The 18,502-nt window shown below is 65.3% G+C and carries 20 protein-coding genes; 10 read left to right on the forward strand and 10 right to left on the reverse strand.

Annotation, left to right across the window (positions count from 1 at the left end):
• Positions 1 to 5: 5 nt before the first annotated feature.
• From CH306_RS15170 to CH306_RS15190, 5 genes are all read left to right on the forward strand, one after another.
• On the forward strand, positions 6 to 494 hold the full coding sequence (locus tag CH306_RS15170) for a general stress protein (RefSeq protein ID WP_032394104.1): 489 nt from the start codon (positions 6 to 8) through the stop codon (positions 492 to 494).
• Between the two features lie 195 nt (positions 495 to 689).
• Positions 690 to 2,012, forward strand: coding sequence for an ABC transporter substrate-binding protein (locus CH306_RS15175; RefSeq protein WP_032394105.1), 1,323 nt, complete (start codon positions 690 to 692; stop codon positions 2,010 to 2,012).
• Positions 2,009 to 2,959 carry a carbohydrate ABC transporter permease gene (locus CH306_RS15180; RefSeq protein WP_032394106.1) on the forward strand — a complete coding sequence of 317 codons (951 nt, stop codon included), beginning with the start codon at positions 2,009 to 2,011 and terminating at the stop codon, positions 2,957 to 2,959. The genes CH306_RS15175 and CH306_RS15180 overlap by 4 nt, the downstream gene beginning before the upstream one ends.
• Positions 2,959 to 3,792 carry a carbohydrate ABC transporter permease gene (locus CH306_RS15185; protein ID WP_032394107.1) on the forward strand — a complete coding sequence of 278 codons (834 nt, stop codon included), beginning with the start codon at positions 2,959 to 2,961 and terminating at the stop codon, positions 3,790 to 3,792. Before CH306_RS15180 ends, CH306_RS15185 begins: the two co-directional genes overlap by 1 nt.
• 5 nt (positions 3,793 to 3,797) lie before the next feature.
• Positions 3,798 to 4,967, forward strand: a complete 1,170-nt coding sequence (locus CH306_RS15190) for an ABC transporter ATP-binding protein (protein WP_094647007.1) — start codon at positions 3,798 to 3,800, stop codon at positions 4,965 to 4,967.
• Positions 4,968 to 5,026: 59 nt separating this feature from the next.
• Here the strand turns inward: CH306_RS15190 and CH306_RS15195 are convergent, their stop codons facing one another.
• From CH306_RS15195 to CH306_RS15210, 4 genes are all read right to left on the reverse strand, one after another.
• Complete coding sequence (locus tag CH306_RS15195; protein ID WP_045199227.1) at positions 5,027 to 5,314, reverse strand: hypothetical protein; 288 nt, start codon at positions 5,312 to 5,314, stop codon at positions 5,027 to 5,029.
• Between the two features lie 191 nt (positions 5,315 to 5,505).
• Positions 5,506 to 6,942 carry an MFS transporter gene (locus CH306_RS15200; protein ID WP_094647008.1) on the reverse strand — a complete coding sequence of 479 codons (1,437 nt, stop codon included), beginning with the start codon at positions 6,940 to 6,942 and terminating at the stop codon, positions 5,506 to 5,508.
• A 141-nt stretch (positions 6,943 to 7,083) separates the two neighbouring features.
• Positions 7,084 to 7,938, reverse strand: coding sequence for a chromosome partitioning protein ParB (locus tag CH306_RS15205; RefSeq protein WP_094647009.1), 855 nt, complete (start codon positions 7,936 to 7,938; stop codon positions 7,084 to 7,086).
• Complete coding sequence (locus CH306_RS15210; protein WP_094647056.1) at positions 7,928 to 8,644, reverse strand: metallophosphoesterase family protein; 717 nt, start codon at positions 8,642 to 8,644, stop codon at positions 7,928 to 7,930. Before CH306_RS15210 ends, CH306_RS15205 begins: the two co-directional genes overlap by 11 nt.
• 70 nt (positions 8,645 to 8,714) lie before the next feature.
• On the opposite strand from CH306_RS15210, the gene CH306_RS15215 reads away from it, so the two are divergent.
• Complete coding sequence (locus tag CH306_RS15215) at positions 8,715 to 9,308, forward strand: suppressor of fused domain protein (RefSeq protein WP_082073932.1); 594 nt, start codon at positions 8,715 to 8,717, stop codon at positions 9,306 to 9,308.
• Between the two features lie 7 nt (positions 9,309 to 9,315).
• Here the strand turns inward: CH306_RS15215 and CH306_RS15220 are convergent, their stop codons facing one another.
• On the reverse strand, positions 9,316 to 10,278 hold the full coding sequence (locus CH306_RS15220; RefSeq protein WP_094647057.1) for a lipase: 963 nt from the start codon (positions 10,276 to 10,278) through the stop codon (positions 9,316 to 9,318).
• 140 nt (positions 10,279 to 10,418) lie between these two features.
• On the reverse strand, positions 10,419 to 11,507 hold the full coding sequence (locus CH306_RS15225) for a magnesium and cobalt transport protein CorA (protein ID WP_032394111.1): 1,089 nt from the start codon (positions 11,505 to 11,507) through the stop codon (positions 10,419 to 10,421).
• 57 nt (positions 11,508 to 11,564) lie between these two features.
• On the opposite strand from CH306_RS15225, the gene CH306_RS15230 reads away from it, so the two are divergent.
• The 4 genes from CH306_RS15230 to CH306_RS15245 all read left to right on the forward strand — a co-directional run bounded on the left by CH306_RS15230 (position 11,565) and on the right by CH306_RS15245 (position 14,745).
• Positions 11,565 to 12,401 carry a PHP domain-containing protein gene (locus CH306_RS15230; RefSeq protein ID WP_094647058.1) on the forward strand — a complete coding sequence of 279 codons (837 nt, stop codon included), beginning with the start codon at positions 11,565 to 11,567 and terminating at the stop codon, positions 12,399 to 12,401.
• Positions 12,398 to 13,012: a MarC family protein gene (locus CH306_RS15235; protein ID WP_032394112.1), complete on the forward strand. Its 615-nt coding sequence runs from the start codon at positions 12,398 to 12,400 to the stop codon at positions 13,010 to 13,012. Before CH306_RS15230 ends, CH306_RS15235 begins: the two co-directional genes overlap by 4 nt.
• On the forward strand, positions 13,009 to 13,296 hold the full coding sequence (locus tag CH306_RS15240; RefSeq protein ID WP_094629606.1) for a hypothetical protein: 288 nt from the start codon (positions 13,009 to 13,011) through the stop codon (positions 13,294 to 13,296). The genes CH306_RS15235 and CH306_RS15240 overlap by 4 nt, the downstream gene beginning before the upstream one ends.
• 243 nt (positions 13,297 to 13,539) lie before the next feature.
• Positions 13,540 to 14,745 carry an NAD(P)-dependent malic enzyme gene (locus CH306_RS15245; protein ID WP_094647059.1) on the forward strand — a complete coding sequence of 402 codons (1,206 nt, stop codon included), beginning with the start codon at positions 13,540 to 13,542 and terminating at the stop codon, positions 14,743 to 14,745.
• An 89-nt stretch (positions 14,746 to 14,834) separates the two neighbouring features.
• On the opposite strand, the gene CH306_RS15250 is transcribed toward CH306_RS15245, so the two are convergent.
• Genes CH306_RS15250 through CH306_RS15265 form a run of 4 tightly spaced genes read right to left on the reverse strand, consistent with a single transcriptional unit; the run spans position 14,835 to position 18,311 of the window.
• The gene (locus tag CH306_RS15250) at positions 14,835 to 15,527 is read right to left on the reverse strand and encodes an ABC transporter permease (RefSeq protein ID WP_032394114.1); all 693 of its coding nucleotides are present in this window, start codon (positions 15,525 to 15,527) and stop codon (positions 14,835 to 14,837) included.
• Complete coding sequence (locus CH306_RS15255; protein WP_032394115.1) at positions 15,524 to 16,189, reverse strand: ABC transporter permease; 666 nt, start codon at positions 16,187 to 16,189, stop codon at positions 15,524 to 15,526. The genes CH306_RS15250 and CH306_RS15255 overlap by 4 nt, the downstream gene beginning before the upstream one ends.
• Positions 16,186 to 17,337, reverse strand: a complete 1,152-nt coding sequence (locus tag CH306_RS15260; protein ID WP_094647010.1) for an ABC transporter ATP-binding protein — start codon at positions 17,335 to 17,337, stop codon at positions 16,186 to 16,188. The genes CH306_RS15255 and CH306_RS15260 overlap by 4 nt, the downstream gene beginning before the upstream one ends.
• On the reverse strand, positions 17,337 to 18,311 hold the full coding sequence (locus tag CH306_RS15265; RefSeq protein ID WP_045199238.1) for an ABC transporter substrate-binding protein: 975 nt from the start codon (positions 18,309 to 18,311) through the stop codon (positions 17,337 to 17,339). The genes CH306_RS15260 and CH306_RS15265 overlap by 1 nt, the downstream gene beginning before the upstream one ends.
• Between the last annotated feature and the right edge of the window lie 191 nt (positions 18,312 to 18,502).

An 18,502-nucleotide genomic window follows, 5' to 3' on the forward strand; every position in this document is an offset into this window, starting at 1 on the left:
GAGTCATGACTAATCCCCTCTCGCAGTCGGGCCGCCCAGGGCAGGGACTGCCGACGCCGCCTTCCGGTTGGCCGATCGGTTCCTACCCCACCTACGCCGAGGCGCAGCGCGCCGTCGACTACCTGTCCGACGAGGAGTTCTCGGTACAGGACGTGACGATCGTCGGCGTCGACCTGATGCAGGTCGAGCGCGTCCTGGGCCGGCTCACGTGGCCCAAAGTGATTGGTGGAGGCATTGTTTCGGGTGCATGGCTGGGCGTCTTCCTCGGCTTGGTCCTCGGTATCTTCAGCGAGAACATCCTCGGAGCTCTGCTCATCGGCGTCGGCGGCGGCATCATCTTCGGCCTGATCTCGGCGTCCATTCCGTACGCGGCCACCAAGGGGCAGCGAGATTTCGCGTCGAGCATGCAGTTGGTCGCCGGTCGTTACGACGTCCTCTGCGAACCCCGTACCGCGGAGAAAGCGCGCGACCTGCTCGCGAAACTGTCGATCTGATCACACCTGGTGGACGACCAGGCAACCGACAGGTAACGGAATAGCCCCAATCTCCCCTCAATGCCAGTGAGTTCGGTTACGTTTCTTTCGTGCACGGCAGTCCCACACAGTGTGCTGCGCGAGTAACTGAACGTACGGAGGCGGAAAGTGCCGAGACATCGTGGTCGTAGGCGTGGAAAAGCAACGAGGATAGGGGTGTTGGCGGCAGCGGCTCTGGTGACGAGTCCGTTGCTCGCAGCGTGTGGTTCGTCCGACAGTTCGGTTCCGGTTCTGAGTTTCTACACTGCCGCAGACGGCGCAGAGCAGTACGCCGCTGCGGCACAGGTGTGTTCGGACGCCTCGAACGGTCGCTACCGCGTGGAGCAGCGAACGCTGCCCAAGAGCGCAAATGATCAGCGTCTCCAGCTCGCGCGGCGCCTCGCAGGCAACGACCGGACGCTCGATCTGATGACACTCGACGTGGTGTGGACGGCCGAATTCGCCGAAGCCGGATGGGCATTGCCCGTCCCCGACGACCTGTCCGAAAAGCTACGCGACGGCTCCACCCTCGAAGGTCCGCTCGCCACGGCCGAATGGCAGGACCAGCTCTACGCGGTTCCGCTGAACTCCAACACCCAGTTGCTCTGGTACCGGCCCGACGAGGTGCCGGATGGGGTGCCGCCGCAGACGTGGGATCAGCTGATCGACGTGGCCGAGGCCAATGCGGCCGCCGGTAGGCCCTCGGAGATCGGCGTCCAGGCCAAGCAGTACGAGGGCTTCATGGTCTGGTTCAACTCGCTGCTCGAGAGCGCAGGAGGATCGGTCGTCGGCGAAGACGGAACGACGGTGACACTGAACGACACTCCCGAGCACCGCGCCGCCACCGAGAAGGCCCTCGAGATCATCAAGCGGGTCGCCACCGCCGATGGCCGCGACCCGTCGGTCTCGCAGAGCGACGAGGGAACCTCCCGGCTCGGGATGGAAGCAGGACGGATGGCCTTCCAGGTCAACTACCCGTTCGTGCTGCCCGGTCTGAAGGAGAACGCCGTCGCCGGTGCCGTCTCGTTCCTCGACCTGTCGAACGTGCCTGCCGACCAGCAGGACGCGCGGATCGCCGAGGTCTTCCGCAGCGCCCCGTATCCGGAGGTCGATGCGGGCGAGCCCGCCAAGGTCACCATCGGTGGGTTCAACATCGGCGTCGCCAAGACCACCCAGCACGAGGACCTCGCGTGGGAGGCCGTCGAGTGCCTCACCAACGAGGAGAACCAGCGCAACAACGCCGTCAACGGTGGTGTGCCGCCGGTGCTTGCACGCCTGTACGACGATCCGGAGTTCCAGGCCGTCTATCCCGCATGGGAAGGGGTGCTCGGTTCCATCGAGTCGGCGGCCGTCCGGCCCGTTTCGCCTGCGTACCAGAGCATCTCGATTCTGTTGACCGATGCGCTCAACCCGCCGCAGAACATCGATCCGGTGGCCGACGTGGACAAGCTCGCTGATCTGGTCACCAAGGCCGTCAATTCCGAAGGGTTGATTCCATGAGCGCCACCACCGAGTCACAGCCCGCATCGCAGCCTGTCGACAAGCAGGCGGCTCTGAAGAACGTCTCCGACGGCAAGAAGGCCGAACGACGGTTGGGTCTGCTGCTCATCGCACCCGCAGCCCTGCTGATGATCGCGGTCACCGGGTACCCGATCATCTACGCGTTCTGGCTCAGCCTGCAGAAGTACAACCTCGCATTTCCCGAAGATCGTGAATTCGTCGGCATCTCCAACTACGTGACCGTGCTCTCCGACGGCTACTGGTGGACGGCGTTCGGCGTGACAGCGGGCATCACGATCATCTCGGTGATCATCGAGTTCATCCTCGGCCTGGCGGTGGCTCTGGTCATGCACCGCACCATCTTCGGCCGTGGACTGGTGCGCACCGTGGTGCTCATTCCGTACGGCATCGTGACCGTCGCCGCCGCGTACAGCTGGTACTACGCGTGGACCCCCGGCACGGGCTACCTCGCCAATCTGCTGCCCGACGGCAGTGCCCCGCTCACCGAGCAGTTCCCGTCCCTGGCGATCGTCGTGTTGGCCGAAGTGTGGAAGACGACGCCGTTCATGGCGCTGCTGCTGCTCGCAGGCCTGGCGCTGGTCCCCGACGACCTGCTCAAGGCCGCCGAGGTCGACGGGGCGGGTGGCTGGACCAGGCTGATGCGGATCACCATCCCGTTGATGAAGCCGGCGATCCTCGTCGCGGTGCTCTTCCGCACCCTCGACGCGTTCCGCATCTTCGACAACATCTACGTCCTGACCCGAGGCAGCAACGAAACCGGATCGGTCTCGATTCTGGGTTACAACAACCTCTTCGGTGCGTTCAACCTCGGACTCGGGTCGGCGATCAGCATCCTGATCTTCTTCTGCGTCGCGATCATCGCGTTCGTGTTCATCAAGTTGTTCGGTGCATCGGCACCGGGATCCGACGACGGAGGCCGCAAGTAATGACCACTGTTACGCCTCGCAAGAAGGTCGGTTGGACGGTCGTCAACGTCCTCGTCCTGCTCTACGCACTCGTTCCGCTGCTGTGGATCATCAGCCTGTCGTTCAAGTCGACGGCGACCATCGCGGACGGCAGGTTCATTCCGCAGTCGTTCACCCTGGAGAACTACAAGGGCATCTTCCAGACGAACCAGTTCACCTCGGCATTGGTGAACTCGATCGGCATCGGATTGATCACCACGGTGATCGCCGTGGTGATCGGCACGATGGCCGCGTATGCGGTTGCTCGCCTTGACTTTCCGGGCAAGAAGGCGCTCGTGGGTGCGGCACTGCTGATCGCGATGTTCCCGCAGATCTCGCTGGTGACACCGCTGTTCGACATCTCCCGCTCGCTGGGACTGTTCGACACCTGGCCGGGACTGATCATCCCGTACATCACCTTCGCGTTGCCGTTGGCGATCTACACCCTGTCGGCGTTCTTCCGCGAGATTCCGTGGGAGCTCGAAAAGGCAGCGAAGATGGACGGCGCGACGCCCGCACAGGCATTCCGCAAGGTCATCGCTCCGCTGGCCGCCCCCGGCATCGTCACCGCCGCAATTCTGGTGTTCATCTTCGCCTGGAACGACCTTCTGCTCGCCATCTCGTTGACGGCGACGGAACGTTCGGTCACCGTCCCGGCGGCCATCTCGCAGTTCACCGGTAGCTCTCAGTTCGAGGAGCCCACGGGTTCGATCGCGGCGGCAGCAGTCGTCATCACGATCCCGATCATCATTTTCGTGCTCTTCTTCCAACGACGTATCGTGGCGGGCTTGACGTCCGGCGCAGTGAAGGGATAACCGTCATGGCCGAAATCGTTCTCGACAAAGTCACCAAGCTCTACCCCGACGGCGCCGCCGCGGTCAGCGACGTCGACATCACCATCGCCGACGGCGAATTCATCATTCTCGTCGGACCGTCCGGGTGCGGAAAGTCCACCACACTCAACATGATCGCCGGTCTGGAGGACATCTCGTCCGGCGAGCTGCGCATCGCGGGGGAGCGCGTCAACGAGAAGGCACCGAAGGATCGCGACATCGCGATGGTGTTCCAGTCGTACGCGCTGTACCCGCACATGACGGTGCGTCAGAACATCGCCTTCCCGCTGACGCTCGCGAAGCTGTCGAAGTCGGAGATCAACACCAAGGTCGAGGAGGCAGCCAAGATCCTCGACCTCAGTCAGCACCTCGACCGCAAGCCGGCGAACCTCTCCGGTGGTCAGCGTCAGCGAGTTGCCATGGGCCGCGCCATCGTTCGTACCCCCAAGGCCTTCCTGATGGACGAGCCGCTGTCCAACCTCGACGCGAAGCTGCGCGTGCAGACGCGCGCCGAGATCTCGCGCCTGCAGAAGCGGCTCGGCACCACCACGGTGTACGTCACGCACGACCAGACCGAGGCCATGACCCTCGGCGATCGCGTCGTGGTGCTGCGCGGCGGGTTGGTGCAGCAGATCGGTTCTCCGCAGGAGCTCTACGACAAGCCGCGAAACCTGTTCGTGGGCGGCTTCATCGGATCGCCCTCGATGAACTTCGTTCCCGGACAGCTCACCTCGAACGGCGTGTCCACCGCGCTCGGTGAGATCGACATCCCACTCGAGCGGATGGATGCGATCAAGGCCAAGAACCCGGGCCGCGAGGTGGTCGTCGGCATCCGTCCCGAGCACTTCGAGGACGCAGCCCTGATCGATGGCTACCAGAAGATGAGCGGCGCGACGTTCACCGCCACCGTCGACGTGCTCGAGTCCATGGGCAGCGACAAGTACGTCTACTTCACGCTGAAGGGTGCCAAGGTCGAGTCCAGCGAGCTGCAGGAGCTCGCCGCCGATGCGGGCATCGCCGATCTCGGTGGCGCACAGGTGGTTGCGCGTCTGGCCGCCGAATCCAAGGCCGCCGAGGGTGGTCAGGTGGAACTGTGGTTCGACCCGGGCAAGATCTCGGTGTTCGACCAGGCCTCGGGTGCCAACCTGACGCTGTAGAGCGCTGCGCGCATGTGCACGGAACTTCGTAGTGGGCTACGAAGTTCCGCGCACATGGGTCAGAAGGCAGAGCCCGTGCTCGGCAGCTGGTAGCCCTGGAAGAAGTCGAACGGCACCACGTTCGGTGCCGGGTTCTGCAGCTGCGGCGCCGGTGCCTGTGGGAACAGTTCGGGTAGGCGGAACTGATCGGGCTGCTGGTTCTGCTGATACTGCGGCGCGCTGTGGTCACGATCGTCGCGGTCGGACCACAGCGGATCGGCCGACGCGGTGCCGGTGACCGCCACCAGAGGGATGGCCACCAATGCTCCGGTGACTGCTGCGCGGGTGAGAATCTTTCGGGTGTTCATGTGTTCCCTTTCGTCGTGGTTCGTACTTCCACGACACTAGGTATTCGTGAGTTCGCCCGAAAGGCAGATTCGTTGACTCCCAGTAGATTACGAGTTTCCTGCCAGGGTTCCCCACCAGCGAACGGACGGTCTTCGTCCTGGTCGGACGAGGGTGTCGGCTGTCAGGTCGCTGTGAAGCGGTCGGCAGTGCGTCACGCCGCCATGTTCGACGTGCTGGTCGGTTCGGACCCCGCCACTCGCACCGATTCCCGCGCGGCGGGGGTACTCCTGATGGCCAGGGCCGCGAGTACGACGACGAGGCAGGCCACCGCACCTGCGACGAACGCTGCGGTGTACACGCTCTCGCGCGCGACGGCTGTCCCGTCGATGGTGAACATGGCGAGGACGGTGGACAGCGTGGCACTGGCGATCGAGGTGCCGACTGTCCGGACGATCGAATTGACGCTGTTCGCCACCCCGGTGTCCGCTGCGCTGACCTCGGCCATGAGCAGGTTCGGCAGGGCAGCGAACGCAAGACTGACGAACATGTTGATGACGATGCCTGCGGTGATCAGCTGCCAGGTGTGATCGTGGGCGAGTGCGACGAAGACGAATCCGACCATCCCGATCACGGCTCCTGCGATCAGTACTCGGCGCGGCCCGAACGACCGGATGAGGCGGCCACTGACGACGGCCGCGACCACTCCGACCGCTGCGCCGGGCAGCAGATAGACGACACTCGCCTCGAGAACGTTCGCGGTGAAACCGTAGCCGGCCACAGCTCGTGGTGTCTGCACGAAGTACGAGCAGGCGAGGAAATTGACGAACATCCCGATACCGACGAAGAGGGTGGCGACGTTGGTGGCGAGCAACGGTCCGTGGGTGAGCATTCGGGGTGCGACCAATGGCTCGTCGGCGCGCTTCTCGAAGGTCCACCAGATGGCCCCCGCGACCACACCGCCGACCGCGCAGCCGATGGTGGCAAGCGAACCCCACCCCCAGGTGCGGCCCTGGGTCAGGGCGAGGAACAGCAGCAGCAGAGTCACCGCGAGCAGTGCAGCTCCCCACCAGTCGACGGTGCCGCGGCTGGATCTCGGGCGCGCCGGTACGCCGAACCAGGCGATTGCGAGCGCGAGCACCACGAACGCAACAGTGAGCCAGAACACGCGGTGGTAGTCGGCACCGTTGGCCGTCAGTAGCCCGGTCAACACCAGTCCGAAGCCGCCGCCCACGCCGAGTGTGCCGGACAGGACGGCCATCGAGCCGACGAGCTTACGAGGAGGCATCTCGTCACGGAGGACGGCAAGGGCGATGGGGAACAGTGCGTAGGACACTCCCTGCAGGACGCGGCCGACGATCAGCCACAGCAACGAGTGGGTCAGGGCAGCGAGGAGAGATCCGGCGAGGACGACGGTGAGCACACCGATCAGCACCGGACGCTTGCCGTGCAGGTCGGCGAGCCTACCGATGACCGGGGTGGCGATCACCGCCGCGAGGAGGTTGGCCGTCAGTACCCATCCGGCGGCGGTGGTGCCGACCCCGAGTTGGGTGCCGATGGTCAAGACGATGGGGACCACCATCGTTTGCAGAACGGCGAGAGTCATGACGATGAAACAGAGTCCGGGCAGCAGTATGCGGCGGGAGGACATGAAGGAACTACCTCGTTACGTATCGACCAAGCGATGGAACCGAAAAAATTAGAATGATGAACGCATCTAAGTAACTATCAGAGATCGGTGCACCAGGGAAGTGAGCCGGGGCCGTTACCACGGCCGAGCATCGACGCAGGCCTACTGATGCTTCCCCAGAGCTTTCTGACGCAGTTCGCTGACGATCTCGTCGTTCCAGACGTGTTCGCGCACCAGGCGGTAGCGCTCCCGGCTCATCCAGAGGTACGCCTCGGCGTCGGTGCGGTCCTCGAGGATCTCCGCTGCGCGCACCATGCGCACCACCGGTAGGTACTCCTCACCGAACCAACGCCGCGCGACGGTACCGCGGTCGACGAATTCACCGACCTCCTGCATCAACCGGAATCCCCACGCTTCCACCGATTCGCTCAGCTGCGCGTAGTCGAAGGGATCGGTGACCTGGACGGCCTCGCGGGCCCGGCCCACCAACGGAACTCGACTGAGGAAGATGCGTCGGTGATCCTTGATCAGCAGGTCGCCGCGTCGGGTGATGCCCTCGGGGGAGATGCGCGTGATGATCTCGGTGACCACGGCGTCGATCGTCGTTCGGTGCATGGCGAAGGCGATCGACACTCGATGATGGCCGTCGACGACGAAGTGCATGCCACCGATGCGGTACACCTGGATCGGGGGCATCGCCTCGCCGCGGCGTTGGGCGGCTGCAAGTCGCTGCCAGCGTTCGCGGATGCGCGCCGACGTCGGGCGGAAGAAGCGGTCGAAATCGCGAGTGCGGTCGACGCTTCCGACGATGGTCTCGACGCGGATGACCTGCAGACCCAGGTGTCGCTCGCCCACCTTGCCGAGGGCGGCGACCACCTCGTCGAACGGCAGGATGGTGTTGACGTCGTCGGGTTGGCGACGCAGCCACCCGACCAGACGTGCGACGTCGGCGCGTCGGCGCTGGCGGGTGAAGTCGTTCTCCGCGTCGGCGGCCGGGAATCCGGTGTCACGTGCCATGTCTGCGCCTCACGATCTTCGGTGTCTCGAAATCCGTTCTCTCGCTGCCCGGTTCGATCTCGAGAAGGGTGTATCCGACGGTGTTGATCACCGTCGCGCCGTGCAGGGTCAGGTCATCCGGGGTGTGACCGTGTGGATGAATATGCCCGTGCAACAACAACTGTGGCGACAGTCGACGCGTCACCTCGTCCAGGCAGTCGAAGCCGATGTGCGCGGGGTCGGTGTCGTCACCGACGCCGAGCGGGGGACTGTGGGTGAGCAGAATGTCGACGGGGCGAGGATCCTTGCGCACGTTGCGATGCCACGCGAACGTTCGAGTCAGGGTGCGCGATCGCCGTCGTTGCTGCCGTTGGGTCCACTGATTGGGGCCACCGTTGTAGCGGATGGACCCACCGAGGCCGGCTATCCGTAGGCCTGCGGCGGAGACTATTCGACGGTCGACGTTGACGGCACCGACCGGTCCGGGCCAGGTGGCGGGCAACCCGGCGCGCATCCACCCTGCGCGTCCGGCCGAGTATCCGGTGAGGTCCGCGTCGTGATTGCCTGGAACGAACACACACGGAGCGTTCAACGCGTCGGTGAGGTACTCGAGGTAGTCGAACGGGAGGTCGCCCGCGCCGAGAATCAGGTCGACTCCGAGCGTCTTCACCTGCGGACTCCACAGGGATTCGATCGTTTCGTCGGCAACTGCGAGAACGGAGACCACGGGTACGACGGTACCCACCTCCGGTGCGGTGATACCTCCGAACGGACTTCTCGGGCATCGGTGGTGTTGGATGGGTCAGGTGAGCGACAGTGTCATTGCAGCGGTACGCGCACATCTGGTGACCGAGATCGGCGACGAGAATCCGTCGTCGGCGTCGGTGACGTTCCTCGGCCTCGAGTCGCTGGACGTGCTGAGATTCGGCGCGGACTCCGACGTGGTCCGGTACGTCAGTCTCGGCTGTTCTCGTCACCCCATGGCCGATCCCAACGAACTCGTCGCCGATCCCTCGCGCGGCCCCCGAGCAGAACTGGTGCTGACTCTTCGCGGTGGGGCAGGCGTGGCGTCGGGCGTGCACAAGTCACTGGCCGTGCTCGCTGCCTCGCCCGCGGTGGAGGGGGTCGTGCTCGTCGAGGACGCGCTGCTCGATCTGGGCGAGCCGCTCTGGACCAACGCGCCGTTCACCGCGGTGCTGCTCGGCGACAGCGACATCGCCGATCTGACGCTGCCCGAGCCCTACGATCCGGTTCGCTTTCTCGCTGCCGTGCCGTTGACCGGTACCGAGGCCGCCTGGGTGCGTCTGCGCGGTGCCGCGGCCCTGCGTGAGGCCTGGGCCGAGGCCGGGATCGACGTGCGCGATCCGAATCGGTCCGCGGCCAGTCTCTGACCCGGAGTCACCGAGCGTAGGACGCCAATTCCGGTTCTGCGGTGACGGAGTCGTCGATCAGGTGCCGAGGTACCTGGGCCAGGTACTTCAGGCCGGTGATCGCGGCATGCGCGTCGTAGCGCAGGTTCGGCATGCTGGTGGTGAAACACAGATGGTCCGGAATCCGCTCGCGGACAGCAGGTCCGTCGTGTTCGAGTGCATCGAGGACGATACGGAAGGCGACGTTGTCGCCGATGATGTTGAAGTGTTCGACGGGCCGCAGCGGGCAGACGTCCTGAACGGCGATGTTCGCGGCTCCGGCAAGAGTGCTGGCGTGCGGTTGCGGATAGATCAGCTCGTCGAAATTGGTGTAGATCGAGGTGTAACCGGGTCCCTCCGGCAACGGACGCGCCGCCAGCGCGGTGAGGAACTTCGATCCGGTGGCGATCTGCCAGTTCGCAGGCGGGCACTCCTGCGAGTCGTCGCATCCCGAACGCGCCGAGTCGGTGCCGTTGTACGGGGTGGCGAGCGAGATGAGATCCGACACCAGAGCAGGCAGATCCGGCCAGAACGTCAACGCCCACAGCTCGTCGAGCGGGCCGTGCTGGTGGCCCATCATGACGACCTGGCGACCGCTGTCGGCGGCCATCGTCCGAACCGCGTGCACCACGTACTGGGCGGCGATCTGCAGGTCGCCGTACCCCTCGTCCGGCAGGGAGAGGCTGCACACCGGTATTCCGGCGGCGGGCAGCGACTGCAGATAGTTCCACCCGAACGACTGCTGGTCGGTGGCGAAAGCCGGGGTGAGCAGGACCGGATCGCGGGTGGCGTCGTGCAGATCGGGGGTGCACGTCAGAGCGTGGTCGAGGGCGGCCGGATCGACGGTCAGTGCGGGACCCGGATCGAGGTTCGACCCTGCCGTTGCGGTTCCCGGTACCACCGTGGACAGCAACGCGACGGTCGACGCCAGTACGAGTGAGCGGATTCTCATCGATCCCTTCCGGACGACAATGCAGGGCTTCTGCAGTCTCATCCGGCCCGAACCGGTGGGCTCGTCACCGGTCGGCAGTCGGGGCAATCACCAACGATCGGACGATTCGGTTGGGCATCGTCCAATCGAATCGTCGGCCCCTAGAGCCAGTTGTTCTTGTGGAACGTCCTCCACAGTCCGATGCACACGCACAACACCACTGCGACCATCAGGTGGTAGCCGTACGTCCAGTGCAACTCGGGCATGTTGTCGAAATTCATCCCGTAGATCCCCGCGACCATCGTCGGCACGGCGGCGATCGCCACCCACGACGAGATCTTGCGCATGTCCAGGTTCTGCTGCATCGTCACTCGCGCCAGCGCAGCGTCGACGAGTGAGCTGAGCACCTCGTCGTACTCGGAGATGCGTTCGGCGACCGTCGTGTGATGGTCCTGCACGTCGCGCAGGTAGCGTCGCACCGCTTTGGGGACGCTCGGCTCCTGCACCAGACGCGCCAACGGCGTCGACAGTGGTGTCACCGACCGCCGAAGTTCGACGACCTCCCGCTTGAGGAGATAGATGTTCTCGATGGGTACGTGGTGGTGCGGCGAGAACACTTCCTCCTCCATACCGTCGACGTCCCGCTCGATCGAGTCGGTCACCGCGAGATACTCGTCGACCACGTGGTCGGCCACCGCATGGAGAACTGCCGACGGGCCGAGCGCGAGCTGTTCGGGGTTGCCCTCGAGGCGTTGACGCACGCCGGCCAGTCCCGAATGCTCCCCGTGCCGGACGGTGATGACGAAGTCACGGCCGACCATCACCATGATCTCGCCGCTCTCGACGATCTCGTTGGCGGTCGTCACCGACTCGTGCTCGACGTACTTCACCGTGCGCAGTACCAGGAACGCGACGTCGTCGTAGCGCTCGAGTTTGGGTCTCTGGTGGGCGTGCACGGTGTCCTCGACCATCAGCTCGTGCAGGCCGTAACACTGGGCGATGGCGTTCATCTGTTGGTCGTCGGGTGCGTGCAGACCCACCCACACGAATCCTTCGCCGCGTGCACGCACCTCCGCGATGGCCGAGGTGTGAGTGAATCTGCCGGGCAGTCGAGCGCCCTCGACGTAGACCGCGCAGTCGACGATTGCGCGAGCCGTGGGCACCGGAATTCGCGGTGCGTGCACGGGACCGGCCTTGGCCGATCGTCGGTGCAGGGACGGCAGCGACGGGCGTGGTGGAAGGGACGGCATGGCGGGCAATCGTACGCCAGCAAAACGACGAGAGAGTGGGCCTGGAACACTGTGCAGGTGCTCATCGACCTCCACACCCACTCGACGGCGTCCGACGGCACCGACAGCCCGGCCGAGCTGGTCCGGGCCGCAGCCGAGGCGGGACTGTCGGTGGTGGCTCTGACCGACCACGACACCACCTCGGGATGGGACGAGGCGGCCTCCGCACTGCCGTCCGGTCTCACGCTCGTGCGCGGCATGGAACTTTCCTGCACCGGGCGAGGCGAGGACGGCCGGCCGGTTCCCGTGCACCTACTGGCGTACCTGTTCGACCCCGCGAACGAGGTATTCGCAACCGAGCGCGCGCGGTTGCGCAGCGAGCGGGTCACGAGATTGCGTGCCATCGCCGAGAAGATGGCGGCGGACGGTCTGCCCATCGACCCCGACGCGGTGCTGGCCTCGGCCGGTGCGGCGGCCGGGCGACCCCATCTGGGTCGCGCCCTGATCGACGCCGGGTACGTCCCGGACATGAACGCCGCGTTCGCCGGTCCGTTGGCGACCGACGGCAAGTACTACGTCGAGAAGGTCGACACTCCCCTCGAAGTAGCGGTGGACATGATCGCTGCGGCAGGCGGTGTCAGTGTGCTCGCGCACGCCAGAGCTCGTACCCGCGGCCGCATCCTCGACCTCGATCACATTCGCGAACTCGCAGCGCGCGGTCTCGGTGGTGTGGAGGTTGATCACATGGATCACTCGCCGGCGGACACCGCGGTGATGGCCGACCTCGCCGCGGAACTGGACCTGATCGTCACGGGATCCTCGGATTACCACGGCACCAACAAGACGGTGAAGCTGGGCGAATACTCCACTGCCCCAGAGCAGTACGACCGTCTGGTTGCGGCGGCGCGGCCATGACATTCGATGTGACGCTCTACTTGACGGTGTTGATCACCCTGTTCGTCATCATGGACCCGCCGGGCGCGATCCCGGTGTTCCTGTCTCTGGTCGGGCGCAAGAGCAAAGAAGCCCGCAACAAGGCCGCATGGCAGGCCCCCGCGGTTTCGCTGACCGTCATCTCGGTGTTCGCGATCGGCGGCCAGGCGATCCTGAGTTACCTGCACATCGGCATTCCGGCATTGCAGGGTGCGGGCGGGTTGCTGTTGCTGCTCATCGCGTTGTCGCTGCTCACCGGAAAGGGTGCGGGCGGGGACACCGCCGCGGAGGACGTCAACGTGGCACTCGTGCCGCTCGGGACTCCGCTTATGGCGGGCCCCGGTGCCATTGCCGCGGTGATCGTCTACGTCAGCCAGGCGGACGGTGACGCCGGTTCGTTCTTGGCAATTGCGTTGGGCATCATCACCATTCACATTCTGTTCTTCCTGGTGCTTCGATTCTCGACCGCGCTGATCCGGCTCCTCGGGGAGGGCGGTATCTCGCTGTTGGCACGCATCGCCGGTCTGTTGCTGGCCGCTATCGCGGTGCAGTTGATCGCGGACTCGGTTCGCGGATTCGTGGCAGGCGGATGACCGGGGCAGGTGCCGGGCTCCGATTCCTGCGCGGGCTCAGCGGTATCGTCACCGGGGGACTGGTGGTGCTGGCCCTCGGCGTCGCCGTCACGCAGTATCTGGGCCACTCCCGCGGCTTTCCCGGTCCTGGCGCTCTCTCGGTTGCCGCCCATATCGTCGCCGCGATCGTTGCCGTGGTCGCGCAGCGCATCACCGATCACCGTCGCGGATTCTCGGCCGTTCTCGGCGCTCTCGTGGTCTTCGTCGCCGCAGGACTCGTCCTGTGGACACAATGGTGGCAGTGAGAACCGGTGCCGGTGGTTCCTGACGCTGTGGTCAGGTGGGGCGGCGATGTGGCACACTGGGGCACCGACAGGGCTACAGCCCATCGCTGATCGTGCAGGCGTACCCGCCTCACATGCGAGACACGCTCTCGGCAGTTTGCAGCCAGCACTGGCGCACTCCGACGGGCCCTCATTTCCACCACTCACTTCGTTGACACTTCGTCGCCTTGCTGGTCGAGGTCGACAGTGCGAGGAGCTTTCACCGTGACGGCAGTCGAAGACACCGCAGCAACACACACCGCACCGGCAGGACCGGCGGCGATCACCGACGAGGAGATCTTCGCCGGGCATCTCGGCGGCAAGCTGTCGGTCGAGTTGGCAGCGCCGCTCGACACGCAGCGCGATCTCTCGATCGCCTACACCCCCGGAGTGGCGCAGGTCAGCCGCGCCATCGCCGCCGACGCCTCGCTGGCCAAGCGATACACCTGGACCGATCGCCTCGTGGCCGTCATCTCCGACGGTTCCGCAGTGCTCGGCCTGGGCGACATCGGTCCGCGCGCGTCGTTGCCGGTGATGGAGGGCAAGGCCGCGCTGTTCAAGAAGTTCGCGGGCCTCGACTCCATTCCGATCGTGCTCGACACCAACGACGTCGACGAGATCGTCGAGACCATCGTGCGGATGCGGCACAGCTTCGGTGCCGTCAACCTCGAAGACATCTCGGCACCGCGCTGTTTCGAGATCGAGAAGCGCGTCATCGAGGCGCTCGAATGCCCCGTCATGCACGACGACCAACACGGCACCGCCATCGTCGTACTCGCTGCTCTCAACGGGGCTGCGAAGGTTCAGGGCCGCAGTACGTCCGAGCTGAAGGTCGTCGTATCCGGAGCCGGGGCAGCGGGAGTCGCGTGCGCGAACATGCTGCTTCTGGCCGGCATCGGGGACGTGGTGGTGCTGGACTCGAAGGGCATCGTGTCCGCCGACCGCTCGGACCTCAACGGCGTCAAGACCGATCTCGCCGCGCGTACCAACCCCCGTGCACTGTCGGGCGGTGTGGTCGACGCCCTCGCCGGAGCCGACGTGTTCCTCGGTCTGTCCGCAGGCAAGGTCGACGAGAGCTACATCGCGTCGATGGCCCCGGACTCCATCGTGTTCGCACTGTCCAATCCGGATCCGGAGATCCATCCGGAGGTGGCGAGGAAGTACGCCGCCATCGTCGCCACCGGACGAAGCGACTTCCCGAACCAGATCAACAACGTTCTCGCCTTTCCCGGTGTGTTCAAGGGCGCACTCGACGCCGGTGCCCGCCGTATCACCGAAGGCATGAAGCTCGCCGCTGCCGAGGCAATCCTCTCGGTTCTCGGCGACGAGTTGGCTGCGGACAAGATCGTGCCCAGCCCACTCGATCCTCGTGTCGCCCCGGCCGTTGCGGACGCAGTTGCGGCAGCAGCGCGAGCCGAGGGCGTCGCGTAGGAAAACGGAAGAAACACCGGCGAACCCGGCCCCACCCGGGCCAGCGGTTCGCCGGTGTCTTTCGTCTGTGTCTTTCGTCGTGGGACGAGTCAGACTTTCGCGAGTCCGGTCGGCATCCGCCGCAGGCGACCGGTTCCCGGAACGGACGTCCACACCGCGAGGGCGAGAAGGCCGTCGACGATCAGGGTCAGCAGAGCCACCAGGATCGCGCCGACGAGAACGCGGCCGTAGTCGTAGAGCGCGAGCCCGTCGAAGATGTAGCGGCCGAGCCCACCGAGGTTGACGTAGGCCGCGATGGTCGCGGTGGCGATGATCTGCAGTGTGGTGTTACGCAATCCACCGAGGATCAGAGGCAGCGCGTTGGGGATCTCGACCCGAAACAGCACTTGCGTTTCGGTCATCCCCATCGCGCGGGCGGCGTCGACCACGTTGGCGTCCACGTTGGCGATGCCGGAGTACGTGCCTGCCAACAGCGGAGGAATACCGAGCAGCACCAACGCGATGATCGGCGGAACCAGTCCGAGTCCGATCACCAGAACCAGAAACACGAGAATGCCGAGGGTCGGCAGCGACCGCAGCGCGTTGACGAGGCCGACGACGACGGCCTCACCGCGGCGCAGGTGACCGATGAGCAGACCCACCGGAACCGCGACGGCGGCCGAGAGCAACACTGCCAGCAGGCTGTACCACATGTGCTCGATCAGTCGTGCGCCGATTCCCGTCGGCCCGGCCCAGTTTCCGCCGTCGAGAATGTACGAGAACGCCTCGGAGAAGAGATTCATGCGCGTGCCTTCTTCTTCGACGAGCCCGTGTTCAGTCGCGTCCACGGAGTGAGTCGACGCCCCAGCAGGAACAGGGCCGCGTCGAAGATCAACGCCAGGAACACGATCGAGATGATGCCTGCGAAGATCTGGTCGGGATAGTCGCGCTGGTAGCCCTGGGTGAAGAGCTGGCCGAGACCGCCGATGCCGATCACCGAGCCCACCGAGACCAGTGAGATGTTGGTGACCGCAACGACTCTGATGTTCGCGATCAGCACCGGAAGCGCCAGGGGCAGTTCGACGGTCACCGCTCGCCGCAGCGACGAGTAGCCCATCGCCTCGGCAGAATCGACCACGGCGAACGGCACCGAGTCGAGGGCCTCGGGCACCGCGCGCACCAGCAGTGCGGTCGAGTACACCGACAGGGCGATCACCACGTTCAGTGGATCGAGTACCGGTAGGCCGACCACCGCGGGGATGGTGACGAACAGGGCGAGCGAGGGCAGGGTGAACGCGATACTGGCCACCGTCAACGTGATTCGACGAACCCAGCGAGTGTTGCGAATGACGGTGCCCAGCGGGATGGCGATGAGCAACCCGACGAACAGCGGGACGAGCGAGAGGTACAGGTGCGTCTTCGTGTAGCCGAGGACCACACCGAAGTTGTCCAGCAGCCAGGTCACTGTTCGGTGTCCCCGCTGGCGAGGAAGTGATGCCGGTTGCGTTCCGAGTCCTCCGACTTACGTTGCGCAGCAAGGTGTTCGAGGATCTCCGCACCGTCGACGCTGCCCACGGCAGCCCCGGCACCATCGACCGCGACGCCGATTCCCGACGGCGAGGAGATCGCGGCGTCGAGTGCCTGACGCAGATCGCCGCCCTCGAGGAACAGCGAGCCGCCCGCTGCCGTGCTCTCGTCGATGCTGCTGCCGCCCCGCACCTTCTCGACCCCGGTCGCGTCGATCCACCCGAGCGGTCGGCGCTCTTCGTCGACGACGAGCACCCACTGCCCCTGGTCCAGTCGGAGGCCCTCGATCTCGTCCTGCGTCGCCGTGTGGATCGGGTGCATGGTCACAGCCTGCGCCGATCTGAACGACAGCCCGCGGTAGCCGCGATCGCGGCCGACGAACGACGCCACGAAAGACGTTGCCGGTGCGGCGAGTACGGTCTCGGGCTTGTCGTACTGCTGCAGTCGGCCCTGCGGCCCGAAGACCGCGATGCGATCGCCGAGCCGGACGGCCTCGTCGATGTCGTGGGTGACGAAGACGATCGTCTTCTTCAGGTCGGCCTGCAGGCGCAGCATCTCGATCTGCAGTTCTTCACGAACCACGGGATCCACCGCGCTGAAGGGCTCGTCCATCAGCAGGATCGGTGGGTCGGCGGCCAGCGCCCGGGCCACGCCCACCCGCTGTTGCTGCCCGCCGGACAGTTGCGCCGGGTAGCGCGAGGCGAACGCCGGGTCCAGGCCGACGCGCTCGAGGACGTCGAGTGCAGCCTTGCGTGCGGCGCGACGCGATTCGCCGTTCAGTACCGGCACCGTGGCGACGTTGTCGACGACGGTACGGTGCGGCAACAAGCCGGCACTCTGAATCACGTAACCGATGCCGCGGCGCAGCTTGACCGCGTCGATGTCGGCGATGTTGCGACCGTCGACCGTGATCACACCCGAGGTGGGAGTGATCATGCGATTGATCATTCGCATCGAGGTGGTCTTGCCGCAGCCGGACGGCCCCACGAACACGGTGAACGAGTGTGGCTCGATCACCAGGTCCAAGGAGTCGACCGCTGTGGTGCCATCCGGATAGGTCTTGTTGACGCGCTCGAAGGTGATCATCAGCTGACCGGCTGGTCCAGGCCCTTGTCCTTGACCCACGCCGCTGCTGCTGCCGCCGGCTCGACCTTTTCGTCACCGGAGACCGAGGTGTTCAGTGCGATCAGCTCTTCGGTGGTGATCTGCGCCGACACGGCGTCGAGCACCTGAGTGAGCTTGTCGGACTGCTTGGCCGTACGCAGCACCGGAATGATGTTCTGGGCCGCGAAATTGTTCTCCGGGTCTTCGAGGACCACGAGATCGTTCTGTGCGATCGAGGGCGCGGTGGTGAAGATGTCCGCCGCGACGACCTGCCCGGAGACGAGTGCCTCGACCGTGGCCGGGCCGCCGCCGTCGGAGATCGGGATGTAGTTGCCGGGCGAGATGTCCAGGCCGTACTTGTCTCGCAGACCGGGCAGGCCGCCGACGCGCTCCTGGAACTCCGGGGTACCGGCGAAGGTCACCTCGGAGGAGAACGGTGCGAGGTCGCCGATGGTGGTGAGGTTGCGTTCGGTGGCGGTCTGGCGAGTGACGACGACGGCGTCCTTGTCCTCGCCCGGTGCCTGCGCCGTCACGGTGAGATCGTCGCCCAGGGCGGCAGGAAGTGCGGCCAGGACGTCCTCGGACGAGGTGGCGGTCGCGGATTCGTCCAAGTACTGCAGCAGGTTTCCGGTGTAGTCGGGGATCAGGTCGATCGACCCGTCTCGCACTGCGGGAATGTAGGCCTCACGGCTGCCGATGTTGAGCTTGGTGCTCACCTCGAAACCATTGGCGCGCAACGCCTCGGCGTAGATGTTCGCCACGGTCTCGGACTCGGGGAAGTTGGCGGAGCCGATGATGATGGAGTTCGTGTCGCTGTTGGTCTCGCCGCCACCGCTCGAGAGTGGATCCGAATTGCCGCCGCAGGCGGTCAGAGCGGTGACCGAGAGAGCGAGTGCGGCAACAGCTGCCACTGCCCTCGGAGCGGAGAACGCACGCGTGATGCGGGAGGTGGTCATGGTGTCCTTCCATCGGTTCGGGCACAGTCCTACCCATTTCCGCCGATCTGCCCCCCGGGGGGCAACGGAAGAACCAGGACTCGGGCTGCTCGGGATGGTAGTCGAATTCGGCGTGCCCATAAGGTTGGTTCGACTACCGTCTCGTTCGCACTAGTGCCCCGCGGTCGGGATCGGTAAACCACATGGGCAGT

This window comes from Rhodococcus sp. 15-725-2-2b (genome assembly GCF_002259075.1).
In the GTDB taxonomy this organism is placed as follows: Bacteria; Actinomycetota; Actinomycetes; order Mycobacteriales; family Mycobacteriaceae; genus Rhodococcoides.

Coding starts and splice junctions, on each gene's coding strand:
- CH306_RS15190 (WP_094647007.1), top strand. CDS start 3,798: ATGGCCGAAATCGTTCTCGACAAAGTCACCAAGCTCTACCCCGACGGC.
- CH306_RS15205 (WP_094647009.1), bottom strand. CDS start 7,938: ATGGCACGTGACACCGGATTCCCGGCCGCCGACGCGGAGAACGACTTC.
- CH306_RS15240 (WP_094629606.1), top strand. CDS start 13,009: ATGACCGGGGCAGGTGCCGGGCTCCGATTCCTGCGCGGGCTCAGCGGT.
- CH306_RS15195 (WP_045199227.1), bottom strand. CDS start 5,314: ATGAACACCCGAAAGATTCTCACCCGCGCAGCAGTCACCGGAGCATTG.
- CH306_RS15220 (WP_094647057.1), bottom strand. CDS start 10,278: ATGAGAATCCGCTCACTCGTACTGGCGTCGACCGTCGCGTTGCTGTCC.
- CH306_RS15200 (WP_094647008.1), bottom strand. CDS start 6,942: ATGTCCTCCCGCCGCATACTGCTGCCCGGACTCTGTTTCATCGTCATG.
- CH306_RS15215 (WP_082073932.1), top strand. CDS start 8,715: ATGGGTCAGGTGAGCGACAGTGTCATTGCAGCGGTACGCGCACATCTG.
- CH306_RS15250 (WP_032394114.1), bottom strand. CDS start 15,527: ATGAATCTCTTCTCCGAGGCGTTCTCGTACATTCTCGACGGCGGAAAC.
- CH306_RS15235 (WP_032394112.1), top strand. CDS start 12,398: ATGACATTCGATGTGACGCTCTACTTGACGGTGTTGATCACCCTGTTC.
- CH306_RS15180 (WP_032394106.1), top strand. CDS start 2,009: ATGAGCGCCACCACCGAGTCACAGCCCGCATCGCAGCCTGTCGACAAG.
- CH306_RS15265 (WP_045199238.1), bottom strand. CDS start 18,311: ATGACCACCTCCCGCATCACGCGTGCGTTCTCCGCTCCGAGGGCAGTG.
- CH306_RS15185 (WP_032394107.1), top strand. CDS start 2,959: ATGACCACTGTTACGCCTCGCAAGAAGGTCGGTTGGACGGTCGTCAAC.
- CH306_RS15225 (WP_032394111.1), bottom strand. CDS start 11,507: ATGCCGTCCCTTCCACCACGCCCGTCGCTGCCGTCCCTGCACCGACGA.
- CH306_RS15170 (WP_032394104.1), top strand. CDS start 6: ATGACTAATCCCCTCTCGCAGTCGGGCCGCCCAGGGCAGGGACTGCCG.
- CH306_RS15260 (WP_094647010.1), bottom strand. CDS start 17,337: ATGATCACCTTCGAGCGCGTCAACAAGACCTATCCGGATGGCACCACA.